At 71.2% G+C, this 14,355-nt stretch carries 12 protein-coding genes; 4 read left to right on the top strand and 8 right to left on the bottom strand.

Annotated features, from left to right (window positions below; all coding sequences use genetic code 11):
* The first annotated feature begins 101 nt into the window (after positions 1-101).
* On the top strand, positions 102-467 hold the full coding sequence (locus ACR4XJ_RS05390; protein ID WP_434754239.1) for a hypothetical protein: 366 nt from the start codon (positions 102-104) through the stop codon (positions 465-467).
* A 21-nt stretch (positions 468-488) separates the two neighbouring features.
* Here the strand turns inward: ACR4XJ_RS05390 and ACR4XJ_RS05395 are convergent, their stop codons facing one another.
* Positions 489-1,481, bottom strand: a complete 993-nt coding sequence (locus tag ACR4XJ_RS05395; RefSeq protein WP_434754240.1) for a YheT family hydrolase — start codon at positions 1,479-1,481, stop codon at positions 489-491.
* Positions 1,482-1,798: 317 nt separating this feature from the next.
* On the opposite strand from ACR4XJ_RS05395, the gene ACR4XJ_RS05400 reads away from it, so the two are divergent.
* From ACR4XJ_RS05400 to ACR4XJ_RS05410, 3 genes are all read left to right on the top strand, one after another.
* Positions 1,799-3,037 carry an NAD(P)/FAD-dependent oxidoreductase gene (locus ACR4XJ_RS05400; RefSeq protein ID WP_434754241.1) on the top strand — a complete coding sequence of 413 codons (1,239 nt, stop codon included), beginning with the start codon at positions 1,799-1,801 and terminating at the stop codon, positions 3,035-3,037.
* A 288-nt stretch (positions 3,038-3,325) separates the two neighbouring features.
* Complete coding sequence (locus ACR4XJ_RS05405; protein WP_434754242.1) at positions 3,326-4,684, top strand: hemolysin family protein; 1,359 nt, start codon at positions 3,326-3,328, stop codon at positions 4,682-4,684.
* A 29-nt stretch (positions 4,685-4,713) separates the two neighbouring features.
* On the top strand, positions 4,714-4,986 hold the full coding sequence (locus ACR4XJ_RS05410) for a DksA/TraR family C4-type zinc finger protein (protein WP_434754243.1): 273 nt from the start codon (positions 4,714-4,716) through the stop codon (positions 4,984-4,986).
* 11 nt (positions 4,987-4,997) lie between these two features.
* Here ACR4XJ_RS05410 and ACR4XJ_RS05415 read toward each other — a convergent pair whose 3' ends face one another.
* The 7 genes from ACR4XJ_RS05415 to glgB form a co-directional block, all read right to left on the bottom strand.
* Complete coding sequence (locus tag ACR4XJ_RS05415; RefSeq protein WP_434754244.1) at positions 4,998-6,050, bottom strand: CobD/CbiB family cobalamin biosynthesis protein; 1,053 nt, start codon at positions 6,048-6,050, stop codon at positions 4,998-5,000.
* Positions 6,050-6,508, bottom strand: a complete 459-nt coding sequence (locus tag ACR4XJ_RS05420) for a tRNA (cytidine(34)-2'-O)-methyltransferase (protein ID WP_434754245.1) — start codon at positions 6,506-6,508, stop codon at positions 6,050-6,052. The genes ACR4XJ_RS05415 and ACR4XJ_RS05420 overlap by 1 nt, the downstream gene beginning before the upstream one ends.
* Before the next feature lie 119 nt (positions 6,509-6,627).
* On the bottom strand, positions 6,628-8,199 hold the full coding sequence (locus tag ACR4XJ_RS05425; protein ID WP_434754246.1) for a glycoside hydrolase family 3 N-terminal domain-containing protein: 1,572 nt from the start codon (positions 8,197-8,199) through the stop codon (positions 6,628-6,630).
* The gene (locus ACR4XJ_RS05430; protein ID WP_434754247.1) at positions 8,196-9,938 is read right to left on the bottom strand and encodes a hydantoinase/oxoprolinase family protein; all 1,743 of its coding nucleotides are present in this window, start codon (positions 9,936-9,938) and stop codon (positions 8,196-8,198) included. Before ACR4XJ_RS05430 ends, ACR4XJ_RS05425 begins: the two co-directional genes overlap by 4 nt.
* Positions 9,939-9,941: 3 nt before the next feature.
* Positions 9,942-10,997: a 4-hydroxythreonine-4-phosphate dehydrogenase PdxA gene (pdxA, locus tag ACR4XJ_RS05435; protein WP_434754248.1), complete on the bottom strand. Its 1,056-nt coding sequence runs from the start codon at positions 10,995-10,997 to the stop codon at positions 9,942-9,944.
* A 126-nt stretch (positions 10,998-11,123) separates the two neighbouring features.
* A complete protein-coding gene (locus ACR4XJ_RS05440) occupies positions 11,124-12,104 on the bottom strand; it encodes an isoaspartyl peptidase/L-asparaginase family protein (protein WP_434754249.1) in 981 nt (326 codons plus the stop codon).
* Between the two features lie 285 nt (positions 12,105-12,389).
* Positions 12,390-14,321: a 1,4-alpha-glucan branching protein GlgB gene (gene glgB, locus ACR4XJ_RS05445; protein WP_434754250.1), complete on the bottom strand. Its 1,932-nt coding sequence runs from the start codon at positions 14,319-14,321 to the stop codon at positions 12,390-12,392.
* Positions 14,322-14,355: the final 34 nt, after the last annotated feature.

Below are 14,355 nucleotides of genomic sequence, written 5' to 3' on the forward strand. Positions count from 1 at the left end.
CCGAAAACTGACGCCGTCCATAAAATCTTCTGCAACTTCATCAAGATACGCAAACGGCATGCTTCCTGCTTTTCCGGCTGCAAGCCCAAGGAGGCACACTCATGAAAGACAACATCATGCGCCAGGCCGCCGAAAACCTGACCACCGAAGACCGCGACATGCTCCGCCGCCTTGGCGAGGCCACCCGCACCGACGGCACCAAGCCCGCGCTGGACATGGACCTGCGCGCCGACCTGTGCGCCGAGATGGCCGAAATGGCCGAGGCCGTGCGCAGCCTGCTGACCCTGCTGAACCGGCACGGCTTTCTGGAAACGCTGCCCGACAGGGCCCACCCCGCCTACCAGTCGGTGATGCGGCGCATCGGGGCCTCCGCCCTGCGCGGCCAGAACCTGCTGGCCCGCTCCGAGGCGATGGACAAGGACACCCTGCTGGCGGTCATGCCCGAGCACAACAGGCGGCTCAATTAGCGGATTCACCGGCCTCCCGGATCAGTGTCCGGCCCGCTCCGCGCCCAGCCCCGCCAGGAAGTCCGCCGCCCGCGCCTCGGACCAGTAGCGGTTGTCGCCGTTCAGGGTCACGAAGCCCACGTGGCCGCCGTCGCGCGGCATCTCCAGGTGCAGCGCCGGGTTGCGGGCCGCCTCCGCCTCGGGGAAGCACCCTTGCGACAGGAACGGGTCGTCGCAGGCGTTGACCAGCAGGGTCGGCACCCGGATGGCGTGCAGCACCGGCAGGCAGCCGCTGCGCCGCCAGTAGTCCATGGCCGAGGCGAAGCCGTGCAGCGGCGCGGTGAACCGCTCGTCGAACTCGGCGAAGGTGCGCATGGCGTCCAGCCCGGCCAAGTCGAACATGCCGGGGAACAGGGCCGCCTTTTCGCGCATCTTCACCCGCAGCGAGCGCAGGAAGTATTCCATGTAGATGCGGTTGGCCGGGCGGTCCAGCACGGCGGCCGCGCCCACCAGGTCGCACGGCACGGAAAAGGCCACCGCCCCCACCACCTCGGCGGGAACGCGGCCGGGATTCTCGCCCAGGTACTTCAGGGTCTGGTTGCCGCCCATGCTGAAGCCCGCCAGCGCGATGCGGCGGTAGCCCCGAGCCAGGCAGAACCGCACGGTGGCGTGCAGGTCTTCCGTCTCGCCGCTGTGGTACATGCGCGGCTGAAGGTTGGTCTCGCCGCCGCAGCCCCGGAAGTTGCGGGCCACCACGTCCCAGCCGGTGGCGGCCAGCGCGCGGGCCATGCCCTGCACGTAGCGACGGCGCGAATGGCCCTCCAGCCCGTGCGAAATGATCGCCACGCCCCGGAACGGGGCGAAGGGGTCGGCGGGGGTCAGGTCGAGGTCGATGAAGTCGTCGGGCAGGTGCAACCGTTCGCGGCGCTGCTCCACCTCCGGGCGGGGGCGGAACAGCACGGGAAAGATGGTCTGCGCGTGCCCGTTGCGCAGGAAGAACGGCGCGCGATAGCTGGAGGCGAAGGAGACGGGCATGGGAGACGGTCCTTGGGAGTATTCTCGGGGAAGTCTGCGGGGGGGATTCTCGGGGCGGTTTCCGGGAAGGTCTCGGACGGTCCCGAAATGGCCGCGGGCAACGGGGGCGCGGCGGTGGCGAACATACGGCACCCGGCGGCGGCTGTCGATGGGCGGTTGCGCACCACGGGCGCACGGAACGACCCTGTCTTCCCCGTCGCCTCGGCTCACGGGGTGACAAGCGGCGCGGCCTCGGGTAGGAGTGCCGCCACGGGCGCATCCCGCCCCTCAACCCAACCTTCCGGCAACGCCGGGAGCATCCCGGCGCACCGCACCACGTGACCCGTACCGATACCGACGTCATCGCCACCGACGTCATCGCCACCGACGTGATCGCCACCGACGTGATCATTCTGGGGGCCGGGGCCTCCGGCCTGTTCTGCGCCATGACCGCCGCCGCGCGCGGCCGCCGCGTGACGCTGGTGGACCACGCCCGCGCCACCGGGCGCAAGGTGCGCATCGCCGGTGGCGGCAAGTGCAACTTCACCAACCTGGAGATGCACGCGAAGCACTACGTGGGCGGCAATCCCCACTTCCCCAAGTCCGCCCTGGCCCGGCTCACCCCGTGGGACATGGTCAGCCTGGTTTCCGAAAACGCCATCGCCTGGGAAGAACGCGAGCACGGCCAATTGTTCTGCCTGCACTCGGCCGATGACGTGGCCGACCTGCTGGAGCGGCGCTGCCGCGCGGCGGGCTGCCGCTTTCTGCTGGGCCAGCGCGTGGAAGGCGTGAAACACGACGGCACGGCCTTCGTGGTGACCGTCGCCCCGGCGCAGGACCCCGGCTCCCCCGTCCGGCTGCACGCCGCCTCGCTGGTGGTGGCCACGGGCAGCCCGGCCTGGCCGCAGGTCGGGGCCACCGACATCGGCCACCGCATTGCCCGCCAGTTCGGCCACGCGGTGACGCCGCCCCGCCCGGTGCTGGCGCCGCTGGCCATGCCCCCGCAGTGGCCGCTGCACGGGCTTGCGGGCATCGCCCTGCCCGCCCGCGTGACGACCTGCGGCGTGTCCTTCACCCTGTCCCTGCTGTTCACCCACCGGGGCATCAGCGGCCCGGCGGCGTTGCAGGCGTCCTGCCACTGGCAGCCCGGCGCGCCGGTGGAGATCGACTTTCTGCCCGGAGAAAACCTGGACGAAATGCTGCGCGCCCCCGAGCACGGCAAGCTGCTGGCGCGTACCCTGCTGGGCCGCCTGATGCCGGACCGTCTGGCGGAACGGCTTGTGCCGCCCGGCATTTCGGGCCGCAGGATCGCCGAACTGTCCAAAACCGCCCGCGCCGCCCTGCATGGGGCCGTGCACGTCCACACTGCCGTGCCCGCGGGCACCGAGGGCATGCGCAAGGCGGAGGCCGCCGCAGGCGGCGTGCGCGTTGACCGGATATCCTCGCGCAGCATGGAAAGCGCGTTGCGCCCCGGCCTGTTCTTCACCGGAGAGGTGTTGGACGTCACCGGGCAACTGGGCGGCTACAACCTGCACTGGGCCTGGGCCAGCGGCAAGGCCGCCGGCGAGGTTGCCTGACCCCGGCCTACCTGCGGAGGACCCGCCGCGCCAAGCCCATCCCCATCCCGCCCGCCACCCTTTCCGGACATTCGCGCGAATTTTCCGTTTCACCCTTGCCTGCGGGCCGCGCGCGCCCTAAGATTATGGAATGACACAGGCGCGGACCGGCGGTGAACACCGGAGAGACGCCCCGCACTCCGCTCGCCGGCCCGTCCGCTGACCCTTCCGGCGGCCACCACCCGCGCGCCCGCACGACCTTTCCACAACCTTCCCCACGGGTTCCCCCCGAATTCCCCCCCAATTCCCATGGACGACACAGGCACATCCAGTTCCCTCTACTTCGAGGCAGGCGTCATCGTCCTGCTCATCCTGATCAACGGCTTCTTCTCGCTGGCGGAAATGTCGCTGGTGGCCTCGCGCAAGGTGCGCCTGCGCCAGGAGGCGGAACGCGGCACCAAGGGCGCGGCCACGGCCCTGCGCCTGCTGCGCGAACCTGACCGGCTGTTCTCCACCGTGCAGATCGGCATCACCCTGGTGGGCATTCTCACCGGGGCCTACGGCGGGGCCGCGCTGGCCGAGCACCTATCCGCCGCGCTGGCCCGCGTAGACGTGCTGCGCCCCTACAGCGGCCCGCTGGGCTTCGGGCTGGTGATCCTGATCATCACCTACCTGACTCTGATTCTTGGCGAACTGGTGCCCAAGCGCATCGCCTTCGGCAATCCGGAGGCGTGCGCCCGCCGCACCGCGCCGGTCATGGCGCTGCTGCTGCGCGTGTCCCTGCCGCTGGTGCAGTTGCTCAGCGCGTCGTCGCGCGCGGCGTCGCGCCTGCTGCGCCTGCCCGAGGGCGGCGACAGGGCGGTGACCGAAGAGGACATCCGGGGGCTCATCGGCGAAGGGGCCGCATCCGGCGTGGTGGAACACGCCGAGCGCGACATGCTGGAACGCATCTTCCGGCTGGGCGACCGGCGCGCCGGGTCGCTGATGACCCACCGCTCGCAGGTGGAATGGCTGGACCTGGACCAGTCCGACGAAGAGAGCATGCTGCGCATCGCGCAGTCGTCCCATTCCTGCTTCCCCGTGGCGCGGGGCGACATCGCCGCCGCCACCGGGGTGCTCAAGGCGCGCGACTTCCTGGCCGCCCGGCTGGACGACCCGGCCATCCCCATGGACAGCTTCGTCCGGCAGCCCCTGTACATTCCCGAGACGGCCCGCGCCCTGACCCTGCTGGACCTGTTCCGCAACTCGGAAGGGCTGCCCTTCGCCCTGGTGGTGGACGAGTACGGCGAAGTGCAGGGCGTCATCACCACCTACGACGTGCTGGAAGCCGTGGTGGGCGAAATTCCCGACGATGCAGGCGACCCGGAACCCGCCGCCATGCAGCGCGAGGACGGCAGCTGGCTGCTGGACGGCCTGCTGTCCTTCGACGAGATGTGCTCGCTGGTGGGCCTGGGCGCGCCCGACGAGCCCGATGACCGCCCCGGTTCGTACGAAACCCTGGCCGGGTTCATGCTGCACCGCCTGGGCCGCATTGCCCGCCTGGGCGATTCCCTGCGCTGGCGCGGCTACCGCTTCGAGATCGTGGACATGGACGGCCGCCGCATCGACCGCGTGCTGCTGACTCCCGCCCCCGACCGCGCCGACGACGTGGGCGACGACGCGCCGTAGCGGGCGGCCCGCCGCGCAAGGAGACGACCATGGCCACCGGATGGGCGGGCGACAACGCCGTCAACGACCAGATACGCGACTCCATCGCCGACGAGGTGCAGCGGGCACGTGACAGCCTGCCCAAAGGGCCGGGGCTGGACTTCTGCGAGGAATGCGGCGACCCCATCCCGGAGGCGCGCAAGCGCGCCCTGCCCGGCGTGCGCCTGTGCGTGCAGTGCCAGAAAGAGGCCGAGGCCGACCGGGACCGCCAGGCGGTTTCGCCGTACAACCGCAAGGGCAGCAAGGACAGCCAGTTGCGCTGACATCCTGCCGGTCAGGTCAACGTCGCAAGCAGCAGCGCCGCGCCCCACAGACATCCCGCCGCCACCAGCCCGGCCACGCGCAGGTGGCGCAGCAGTCCTTCCAGCCGGTCGGCGTCCCATGCGGGGGCGGGTGCCGGGCCACCCTCATTCCCCGCCGGGCGTGGTCCCAGCACCGGCTTGTGCCTGACCACCCCGAAGTAGGGGGTGGGGCCGCCCATGGACGCGCCATGCAGCCACGCGGCGGCGCTCATGGGCCAGCCCGCGTTGGGCGATTCCATGGTCCGGGCGTCGCGAGCCATGGGGCCGAAGCCCTGCCAGCCGCCGCGCCCGCCGCCCGGCCCCTTGTCCGCTCCAATCAGCGGACGCGACAGCCACAAGAACAGCGCGGACAGCCGCGCGGGCAGCCACGCCAGCAGGTCGTCCAGCCGGGCGCAGGCCCGGCCCAGGTCGCGCCATTCTTCCGTGCGGTAGCCCCACATGGAGTCCATGGTGCTCACCGCCTTGTAGCCCCACAACGCGGCGGGTCCGCCCGCCAGCAGCCAGAAGAACGGAGCCACGAAGCCGTCGTTGAAATTCTCGGCCAGGGTTTCCGCCAGCGCCCGGCGCAGGTCCGGCCGGTCCAGCGCGGCCGTGTCCCGGCTGACCAGCATGGACACCGCCGTGCGGGCCTCGTCCAGCGTCCCGTGCTCGATGGCGTGCAGGGTGCGCCGTCCTTCACGCAGCAGGCCGCCCAGGGCCAGCCCGGCCCACGCGAAATACACCGCCGCCAGCCCGCCCAGCCAAGGGGCGAGAACGGCCGGGCCGGACAGCAGCCACACGGCCAGCGCAGAGCCGCCCGCCACGGCCATGACGGCAAGGACGCCCGCCCGGCGCAACGCGGCGGGCCGCACCGCTTCCGGCTGGCGGTCCGCATGGCCGCGCGCCAGCCGTTCGGCCCGGCCCAGCAGCCAGCCCACGCCACACACCGGGTGCGGCAGGCCGCGCGGGTCGCCCAGCCACAGGTCCAGGGCCAGGGCCAGCGGCGGCACGGCCAGCAGGCCCCACGCGCCCCAAAGGGAATCCATCACCGCCCTTCCAGCGCACCGGTGTGCGCCAGCGCCTGATACAGCACGATGCCCGTGGCCGTGGACAGGTTCAGGCTGCGCACCTCACCCCAGATGGGAATGCGCACGTGGTGGGGCGTGGCGTCCAGCACGTCCGGCGGCAGGCCGGTGGTCTCCGGCCCGAAGACAAGGGCGTCCCGTTCCGTGAACTCGAAGCGGTGCACCGCCGCGCCCGCGCGGGCGCTGGTCATGACCAGGCGGCGTTCGCGTCCCGCCCCGTCCAGGTACGCCTGCCAGTCCGGCCACACGGCAAGGTCCACGTGCGGCCAGTAGTCCAGCCCGGCCCGCTTCAGGTAGCGGTCGTCCAGGCTGAAGCCCAACGGCTCGATGAGGTGCAGCGCCGTGCGCGTGGCCGCGCACAGCCGCGCCACGTTGCCCGTGTTGGGCGGAATTTCGGGGTGGTACAGGACGATGTGCATGCGGTGGTCACGGGAAAGAGGGTTGAGGGAGACGGGAGATAACCGGGGAGGGGACCCTTTGGAAAGGGTCTCCCTCCCCGGCCCCCTCCCCCCCAAACTTTTTGTTAAGGGTACGCACACTAGGGCGTAGCACTGCTGCCTCCTCCCATACCCATCCGGCCTTGCTTGCCCCCATCCCCGACATCGGGCAGGTCCGGCGACTCGGGCAGCGCAAGCCCGTTGCCCGCCAAGGTGGCGTCACCCGTGCGCAGCAGCCCCTTCAGCCGGGCGATGCGCTGGTACGACTGGCGGATGCGGTCCTCGGAGATGCGCCCCGAACGTACGAGGCCGGTCAGCGTTGCATGCGCCCGCGCGGCCAAGTCCGGCTGCCAGCGCAGGTTGTTGCCGAACAGCAGGATGTCCGCCCCGGCGTCCACGGCGCGGAACACCACCTCTTCCAGCGGATAGCGGTCGGTGATGGCGCCCATCTGCAAGTCGTCGGTGATGACCACGCCCCGCCAGCCCATGTCGCGCCGCAGCAGTCCGTCGATGGCCGCCCGCGACAGGGTGGCCGGGTGCGCCGCGTCCAGCCGGTTGTCGTACAGGTGGCCCACCATGACCATGCCGCCCCAGCCCTCGGCCCAGGCGTTGCCCGCCGGGCGCAGCAGCGCGCGGTAGGGCCATAGTTCCTCGGGCCTGCGGGTGGCGGACACGTCGGTGACGCCCAGGTGCGAGTCGGCGCGGGCGCTGCCGTGGCCGGGAAAATGCTTGAGGCACGAGACCACGCCCGCCTGGGCCATGCCGTTGACGAACGCCGCCGCGTGGGCCGCCACCGCGCGCGGGTCGCGGCTGTAGGACCGCCCCAGCCTGCCGATGGCCGGACTGTCCGGGTTCACGTCCACGTCCACCACCGGCGCGAAGTTCAGGTTCACGCCCGCGTCGACCAGTTCGCGGCCCATGGCCACGGCGCGCAGCCGGGTTTCGCCCACCGTGCCCTGCCCCAACTGGCGCGCCGGGGGATACTGGGTGAAACCGCGCTCCGGCTTCAGCCGTTGCACCCGGCCGCCTTCCTGGTCCACGGCCACGAACAGCGGCAGCCCGGCGGGGGACGCGGAGGCGGCGGCCTGCAACGCGGCGGACAGCGCGCGCACCTGCTTGGGGGAAACGATGTTGCGCTCCGGGCTGCCGGTGGTCACGTCGCGGTCGAACAGGATGACCCCGCCCACGCGCCCGGCGCGGATGTCGTCCAACACCTCGTGCACGCCGTAGGCGGAGTTTCCGGCTGGCGGGGCGGCGTTGGTCGCGTTGGCCGCGCCGGGCCGCAGCAGCGCGCCCAGGCCCGGCACGCCGCCCGCGCGCGGGGCCACGGCCTGCGCCTGCGCCCCGCGAAAGCCCACCATGAACATCTGGCCGATCATGTCGGAAAGAGAGGGTTCGCCGTGGGCCGGAGCCTTGCCCTGCCCTTGCCCCTGCGCCTGCCCCTGCATCTGCCCCTGCATGGGCGCGGGCACGCCGGGAACGGACGGACCTTTGGGCGCGGGCACGGCAGGAGCGGCGGGCCTGGTCACCGTGGCGTTGGCCGTTGCGGCCATGGCCCCGTGCACGCCCGGCAGGACGGCGCAGGCCAGCACGATCACCCCGGCCAACAGCACCAGACAGGCGCGCCGGAGGCGCACCGCCCCGGCCGCGCCCCCCAAAAACTTCTTCCTCACGCCCCGCCCTCGCCGGGGCAGGGCTTGCACCCGCAGCCGTTCCCGCCCCGGCCTCCATTTGCCCCATCCCCCATGATTCCCGGCCGCACCTGGCATTTCACGCGGATGTTCCGGCCCACGGTGCCGTAGTCGCCCACCATGTTGAACGACGATGCCTCCACCACCTCCACCGCCGCCTCGCCGCCGGTGACGCCAAGCCCCGCCAGATGATCCAGCAGGGCCTGCCGCGCCTCGTCCCTGGCCCGTTCCAGGTCGAAGCCCCGGCCGGTCTTGCGCTCCACGCCCAGGGTGGGGATGAACAGGACGCCCTTTTCGGTGTCCGCGAACAGTTCCAGTTCCGCCGTGGTGCGGGTCAGCGCCGCGCCGATGGCGTTGGCCACGGCGAAGTCGTCCGGCACCTCCACCCGCTTGCCCAGCGCCGGGGCCAGCAGCGGCTGCATGACCTTGGCCGGGCCGCCCATCAGGTACACGGCGGCGGGTTCCACCACCCTGCCCTGCAACAGTTCCATGATGGTGTACACCGGACGGGCGTTGACCTCGTCCACCAGGTCGGTGACGGCCTCGCGGATGCGCGCCACGGCCTCGGCTATGGCGTCGTCGGCCAGGCGTTCCGGGTACAGGTCCCACAGCCCGGCCAGTTCGCGGATGCCCCGCGCCGAGGCGGCCACGTCGCCCACGGCGGCGTGCCCCCGGTAGTTCAGCGCGTCGATGAGCGTGGGCCGCGTCCCGCCCATGGCCATGCTGGCCCCGGCCCGCTCCGGCCCCACGCGCACCGTCCCGGCGGCCACGTGCAGGCGCGAATCGCCGCCCACCCCGATGGACCGCGTCTTCAGCGCACGCACCAGCGTGGGGTAGCTGCCCACCTCTATGCCGTCCTTCTCGATGACCGGCGAGCCGCAGGCAAACACGGCGATGTCCGTGGTGGTGCCGCCGATGTCCAGGATCACGCAGTCTTCGCGGATGTCGCACAAGGCGATGATGCCCATGACGCTGGCCGCCGGGCCGGACAGGATGGATTCCACCGGCAGTTCGCGCGACACGGCCAGCGGCATGGTGCCGCCGTCGGCCTTCAGGATGTGGATGGGCGCGGTGATGCCGAATTCGCGCGCCGACTGCTCGATGGCGTCGGCGAAGCGGTTGTACACCCGCCACACCGCCGAATTGTAGTAGGCCGTGGCCACCCGGCGCGGAAAGTTCAGCTGGCCCGACAGGCGGTGCCCCAGCGAGACGAAGTCGCCGCAGCCGCTGCGGGCAACCGCTCCCAACGCCTCGCCCATGGCCGCCTCGTGCGCGGGGTTGCGGGTGGAGAACTTGCCCACCGCCGCGAACAGGCGCACGCCCGCGTCGCAGCAGGCGGCGGCCACCCGTTCCATCTCGGCCGGGTCGAGGGGAGAAATCTCCTCGCCCCGGTGGTCGATGGACCCGCCCACCGGAAAGTAGAACCGCCCCACGCGGAAGTGTTCCGGGTCTATGCCCGGCCCGGCGGACACCACCACCGCCACGTCCTCTGTCTTGCCTTCCACGATGGCGTTGGTGGACAGGGTGGTGCTGAGGTTCATGCGGGTGATGCGGCCCGGCTCCACCGCCGTATGGGGCTGTAACAGGGCCTGCATGGCCGCGCGCACCGAGGCCAGCAGGTCGTGGTGGTCGGTGGGCACCTTGGCGCTGGCCGCCATGGTGCGGCCGTCCATGACCACGGCATCGGTATGCGTGCCGCCGACGTCGATTCCCATGTACATGGCTCAGTCCTTTGCGTCGCAGAGGGTGCAGGCAAGGCGCAGCGCGGCGGCGAAGCTGCCCGTGTCCGCCGCGCCGGTTCCGGCGATGTCGAAGCCCGTGCCGTGGTCCACCGAGGTGCGCACGAAGGGCAGCCCCAGGGTGACGTTCACGGCGTCGGAAAAATGCAGCATCTTCAGGGGGGCCAGCCCCTGGTCGTGGTACATGGCCAGCACGGCGGCGTAGGCCCCGCGCGCCGCCTTGACGAACAGCGTGTCGGCGGGCAGCGGGCCGATGACGTCAAGCCCCTCGGCCACGGCGTCGGCCACGGCCGGGGCGATGACGTCGATCTCCTCGCGGCCGATGCGGCCCGATTCCCCGGCGTGGGGGTTCAGCCCGCACACCGCCACCGGCCCCGTGGCCCCGATGGCCCGAACGTACGCCGCCGTCAGGCTCAGGCAGCGCAGCACCCGCTGGCGGGTGACCAGGCCGGGCACCTCGCGCAGGGGCGGGTGGGTGGTGACCAGGCTGACGCGCAGCACGTCGCCGCCAAGGTGCATGCACACCTCGTCGTCGCCAAGGCCCGCGCGCCGGGCAAGATATTCGGTATGGCCGGGCGCGTCGTACCCGGCGGCGTGCAGCATGGCCTTGTGCAGCGGCAGGGTGACCAGCCCACGGGGGCCGCGCGGGGACGGGATGCCCCCGATGCCCCCAACACCGGCTGACGCCGGGGCCAGCAGCAGGTCGCAGGCCGTGGACAGGGCCGCGCCCGCCGCCCTGCCGCCGTCCGGCGTGGCCTGCCCCACCTGCACGCGGATGCCGTCAAGGCCCGGCGGCTCGTACAGGTACACGCCGGGCGTGGCGTCCGGGCCGAGCGCCCGCGCCGGGTCGTCCACCCGGCTCCAGAAGGGGGTGCCCCCCGCCAGGGAAAGATGCGCCAGCAAGGACGCTTCCGACCCCAGCAGCAGCAACGCCCGCCCGGCAAGGTACGCAGGCAATGGCCCGGACAGCAGGCGGCACGCCAGCTCCGGCCCGAGGCCGTTGGCGTCGCCAAGGGTTATCAGCAACGGTTCCGCACGCATGCCGCACAGGCTATGCGCATTCGCGCGGGCTGTCCATATCCGGCGCGGTCAGCACCCTGCGTCCACCTCAGCCCGCCGGTGCGGCGCAATCAGCGCCGTACCTGTGCGACCCGACGTGCGGCGCGGTCAGCGCCGCACGTGCACGTCCGCATGAATGCCCCCGCCCGGCAGGGCACAGGCATGGGCGATGTGCTCGGTGTTGCAGTGCACGCCGTAACGGCCGTGCCGGTCCAGCATGATCAGCCCGGCGTGGCCGGACACCCGGCGGTGCAGCAGTTCGATGGCCTCGCGGGCGGCATCGTCGGGGGCGGACGGTGCGCCGTTGACCTCGCCGCGCAGGAAGTCGCAGGCGGAGCGGGTCAGCAGCACCCGGATGATCCCTTCGCCGAAGCCGGTGGCCGAGGCCCCGCCGGTCTCGTTGTCCGCGTAGGTGCCCGCGCCGCACAGGGGCGAATCGCCCACCCGGCCGGGCCGCTTCATGGGGGTGCCGCCGGTGGAGGTGGCGGCGGCGACGTTGCCCGCCGCATCCAGCGCCACGGCACCCACGGTGCCCTTGGGCATGGGCGGTTCGGGGCAGCGGCATGCGGCGTCGCCGGTCTCCGCCGCACCGGCCTGGGGCCGGAACGCGTCGTGGGTGCTGAACCCCGCGCGGGCGCGCAGTTCGTTGAACAGGCGCACCTCCCGCTCCACCACCAGTTCGGTCGGGTCGATGGCTTCAATGCCCGCCTCGCGCGCGAAGCGTTCCGCCCCTTCGCCCACCAGGAAGCAGAATTCGGTGTCCATGACCTTGCGGGCGATGTCCACGGGGTGCAGGAAGCCGCGCACCGCCGCCACCGCCCCGAAGTTCAGGGTGGCCCCGTCCATGATGGCGGCGTCCAGTTCGATCTGCCCGTCGGCATTGAGCACGGCCCCGCGCCCGGCATCGTAGGTGGGGTCGGCCTCCAGCACGTTGACGGCCAGACGCACGGCCTCCAGCGCGGGCATGCCGCGTTGCAGTTCGCCCCACACGGCGTCCACGGCCGCGCGGCAGCCGTCGACGTGGGCCTTGCGCCGGTCGGCGGGGATGGTCCACGCGCCGCCGTGCACGATGATTCTCGGTTCGGTCATGTGCGTTCCTGCGGTTCCGGAATGCGCCCGCGCGTCGTGCGCCGTACGCCGTACGCCGTGCGTGGACGGGCGGAATCTACGCAATCGCGGCCCGAAGGTGAAGGGGAAAGGAGAGGAGGCAGACAGGCTACTGAAAACAATTGAAAATTTTGGGGGGAGCCTCAGCCGTTATGCGAGTCTTCGAGCATTACGGAAGAGGACAGCAAAGCGGGGGCGCGGGGGAGGAGACCCTTTTTCAAAAGGGTCCCTCCCCCGCATAAATTGAAGATCACCAGCAACCCCGGGCTACCCCGGCATCAAGGCCACTCCCGCCAGCGGCGGCAGGGTCAGGATGAGATGGTGGCCGCCGCCCCAGTCGTCGCTGCGGGCCTGCAACTCGCTGCCGTTGCCCACGTTGGAGCCGCCGTAGTATTCGCTGTCGGTGTTCAGCACTTCGCGCCACGCGCCGCCCCTGGGCGCGGGCACCCGGTAGTATTCGCGCACCACCGGGGTGAAGTTGAACACCCACAGCACGGGCGGGGTGCTGTCGCACTGCCGCACGAAGCTGATCACCGAGCCGCCCCAGTCGGAAAAGTCCATCCAGCGGAACCCGGTCCAGTCGTGGTCGTGCACGTGCATGGCCGGTTCACGCCGCAGGATTCCGTTCAGGTCGCGCAACAGGGCATGAATGCCCGCGTGCGCGGGGAACTGGTACAGGCTCCAGTCCAGCGCGCGGCTTTCGTCCCACTCGTTCCACTGGCCGAACTCGCCGCCCATGAACAGCAGCTTCTTGCCGGGATGCGCCCACATGTAGGCGTACAGCGCGCGCAGGCTGGCCTGCTGCTGCCACATGTCGCCGGGCATCTTGGAGAGCAGCGCGCCCTTGCCGTGCACCACCTCGTCGTGCGAGAGCGGCAGCACGAAATTCTCGGTGAAGGCGTACAGCAAGGAAAAGGTCAGCGCGTTGTGGTGGTAGGAGCGGTGGACGGGCTCGTGCCGGAAGTAGTCCAGCGTGTCGTGCATCCAGCCCATGTTCCACTTGAAGGTGAAGCCGAGGCCGCCGGTGTACACCGGGCGCGACACCCCCGGCCAGGCCGTGGATTCTTCCGCGATGGTCATGGCGCCGGGGAACTGCCCGTGCACCACCACGTTGAGCTGGCGCAGGAATTCCACGGCATCCAGGTTTTCCCGTCCGCCGTGGTCGTTGGGCAGCCAGTCGCCGCCCTCGCGCGAGTAGTCGAGGTAGAGCATGGAGGCCACGGCGTCCATGCGCAGGCCGTCGATGTGGAATTCGCGCAGCCAGTACAAGGCGTTGGCCAGCAGGAAGTTGCGCACCTCGTGGCGGCCGTAGTTGAAGATGAAGGTGCCCCAGTCCGGGTGCTCGCCCCGGCGGGGGTCCAGGTGTTCGTACAGGGCCGTGCCGTCGAAGCGGCCAAGGCTCCAGTCGTCCTTGGGGAAGTGCGCGGGCACCCAGTCGAGGATGACCCCGATGCCCGCCTGATGGCAGCGGTCCACGAAGCGCTTGAAGTCCTCCGGCCTGCCGTGGCGCGACGTGGGCGCGTAGTAGTGCCCGGTCTGGTAGCCCCACGACTGGTCCAGCGGGTGTTCCGCCACGGGCAGCAGTTCGATGTGGGTGAAGCCCAGGTTCTGCACGTGCGGGATGAGCCCGTCGCCCAGTTCGTCCCACGACAGGAAGGGGTGGCCGCCCACGCCCGTGCCGTCGGTCTTGCGCTGCCACGAGCCCGCGTGCACCTCGTAGATGGACACGGCCTGCCGCAACGGCGTGCCCGCCTCGGCGCGGCGCTGCATCCAGTCGCCGTCGGCCCACTGATGGTTGTCGATGTCCCAGGCCACGGCGGCCACGCCGGGCCGCATTTCGGCGTACAGGGCGAAGGGGTCGGTCTTGTAGACGATGCGCCCGTCCCCCCCGTTGCCCCCGTCATTGGTGCGGATGCCGAACTTGTACAACGCGCCCTTGCGCATGTTCGGCACGAAGGCCGCCCACACGCCGGAAACGCCCACCGGGTACAGCGGATATTCGCCCCAGCGCCAGTCGTTGAAGTCGCCCACCAGGTGCACCTCGCGGGCGGAGGGCGCCCACACGGCCACCCGGTAGCCCTGCGCGCCGTCCTGCATGGCGGGATGCGCGCCGAGCACCCGGTAGAGGTCCCAGTGTTCGCCCTTGCCGAACATGTACAGGTCGAAGGGCTCGATGAAGGCGGGATGGGTAAGCTGCATGGCGTGTGCGTTCCGTGGCTTGGGGTCAGCCGGT

Origin of the sequence: Nitratidesulfovibrio sp. D1 (genome assembly GCF_051133415.1) — a bacterium.
Taxonomy (GTDB): Bacteria; Desulfobacterota; Desulfovibrionia; order Desulfovibrionales; family Desulfovibrionaceae; genus Cupidesulfovibrio.

Coding starts and splice junctions, on each gene's coding strand:
- ACR4XJ_RS05390 (WP_434754239.1), top strand. CDS start 102: ATGAAAGACAACATCATGCGCCAGGCCGCCGAAAACCTGACCACCGAA.
- ACR4XJ_RS05395 (WP_434754240.1), bottom strand. CDS start 1,481: ATGCCCGTCTCCTTCGCCTCCAGCTATCGCGCGCCGTTCTTCCTGCGC.
- ACR4XJ_RS05405 (WP_434754242.1), top strand. CDS start 3,326: ATGGACGACACAGGCACATCCAGTTCCCTCTACTTCGAGGCAGGCGTC.
- ACR4XJ_RS05410 (WP_434754243.1), top strand. CDS start 4,714: ATGGCCACCGGATGGGCGGGCGACAACGCCGTCAACGACCAGATACGC.
- ACR4XJ_RS05415 (WP_434754244.1), bottom strand. CDS start 6,050: ATGGATTCCCTTTGGGGCGCGTGGGGCCTGCTGGCCGTGCCGCCGCTG.
- ACR4XJ_RS05420 (WP_434754245.1), bottom strand. CDS start 6,508: ATGCACATCGTCCTGTACCACCCCGAAATTCCGCCCAACACGGGCAAC.
- ACR4XJ_RS05430 (WP_434754247.1), bottom strand. CDS start 9,938: ATGTACATGGGAATCGACGTCGGCGGCACGCATACCGATGCCGTGGTC.
- pdxA (WP_434754248.1), bottom strand. CDS start 10,997: ATGCGTGCGGAACCGTTGCTGATAACCCTTGGCGACGCCAACGGCCTC.
- ACR4XJ_RS05440 (WP_434754249.1), bottom strand. CDS start 12,104: ATGACCGAACCGAGAATCATCGTGCACGGCGGCGCGTGGACCATCCCC.
- glgB (WP_434754250.1), bottom strand. CDS start 14,321: ATGCAGCTTACCCATCCCGCCTTCATCGAGCCCTTCGACCTGTACATG.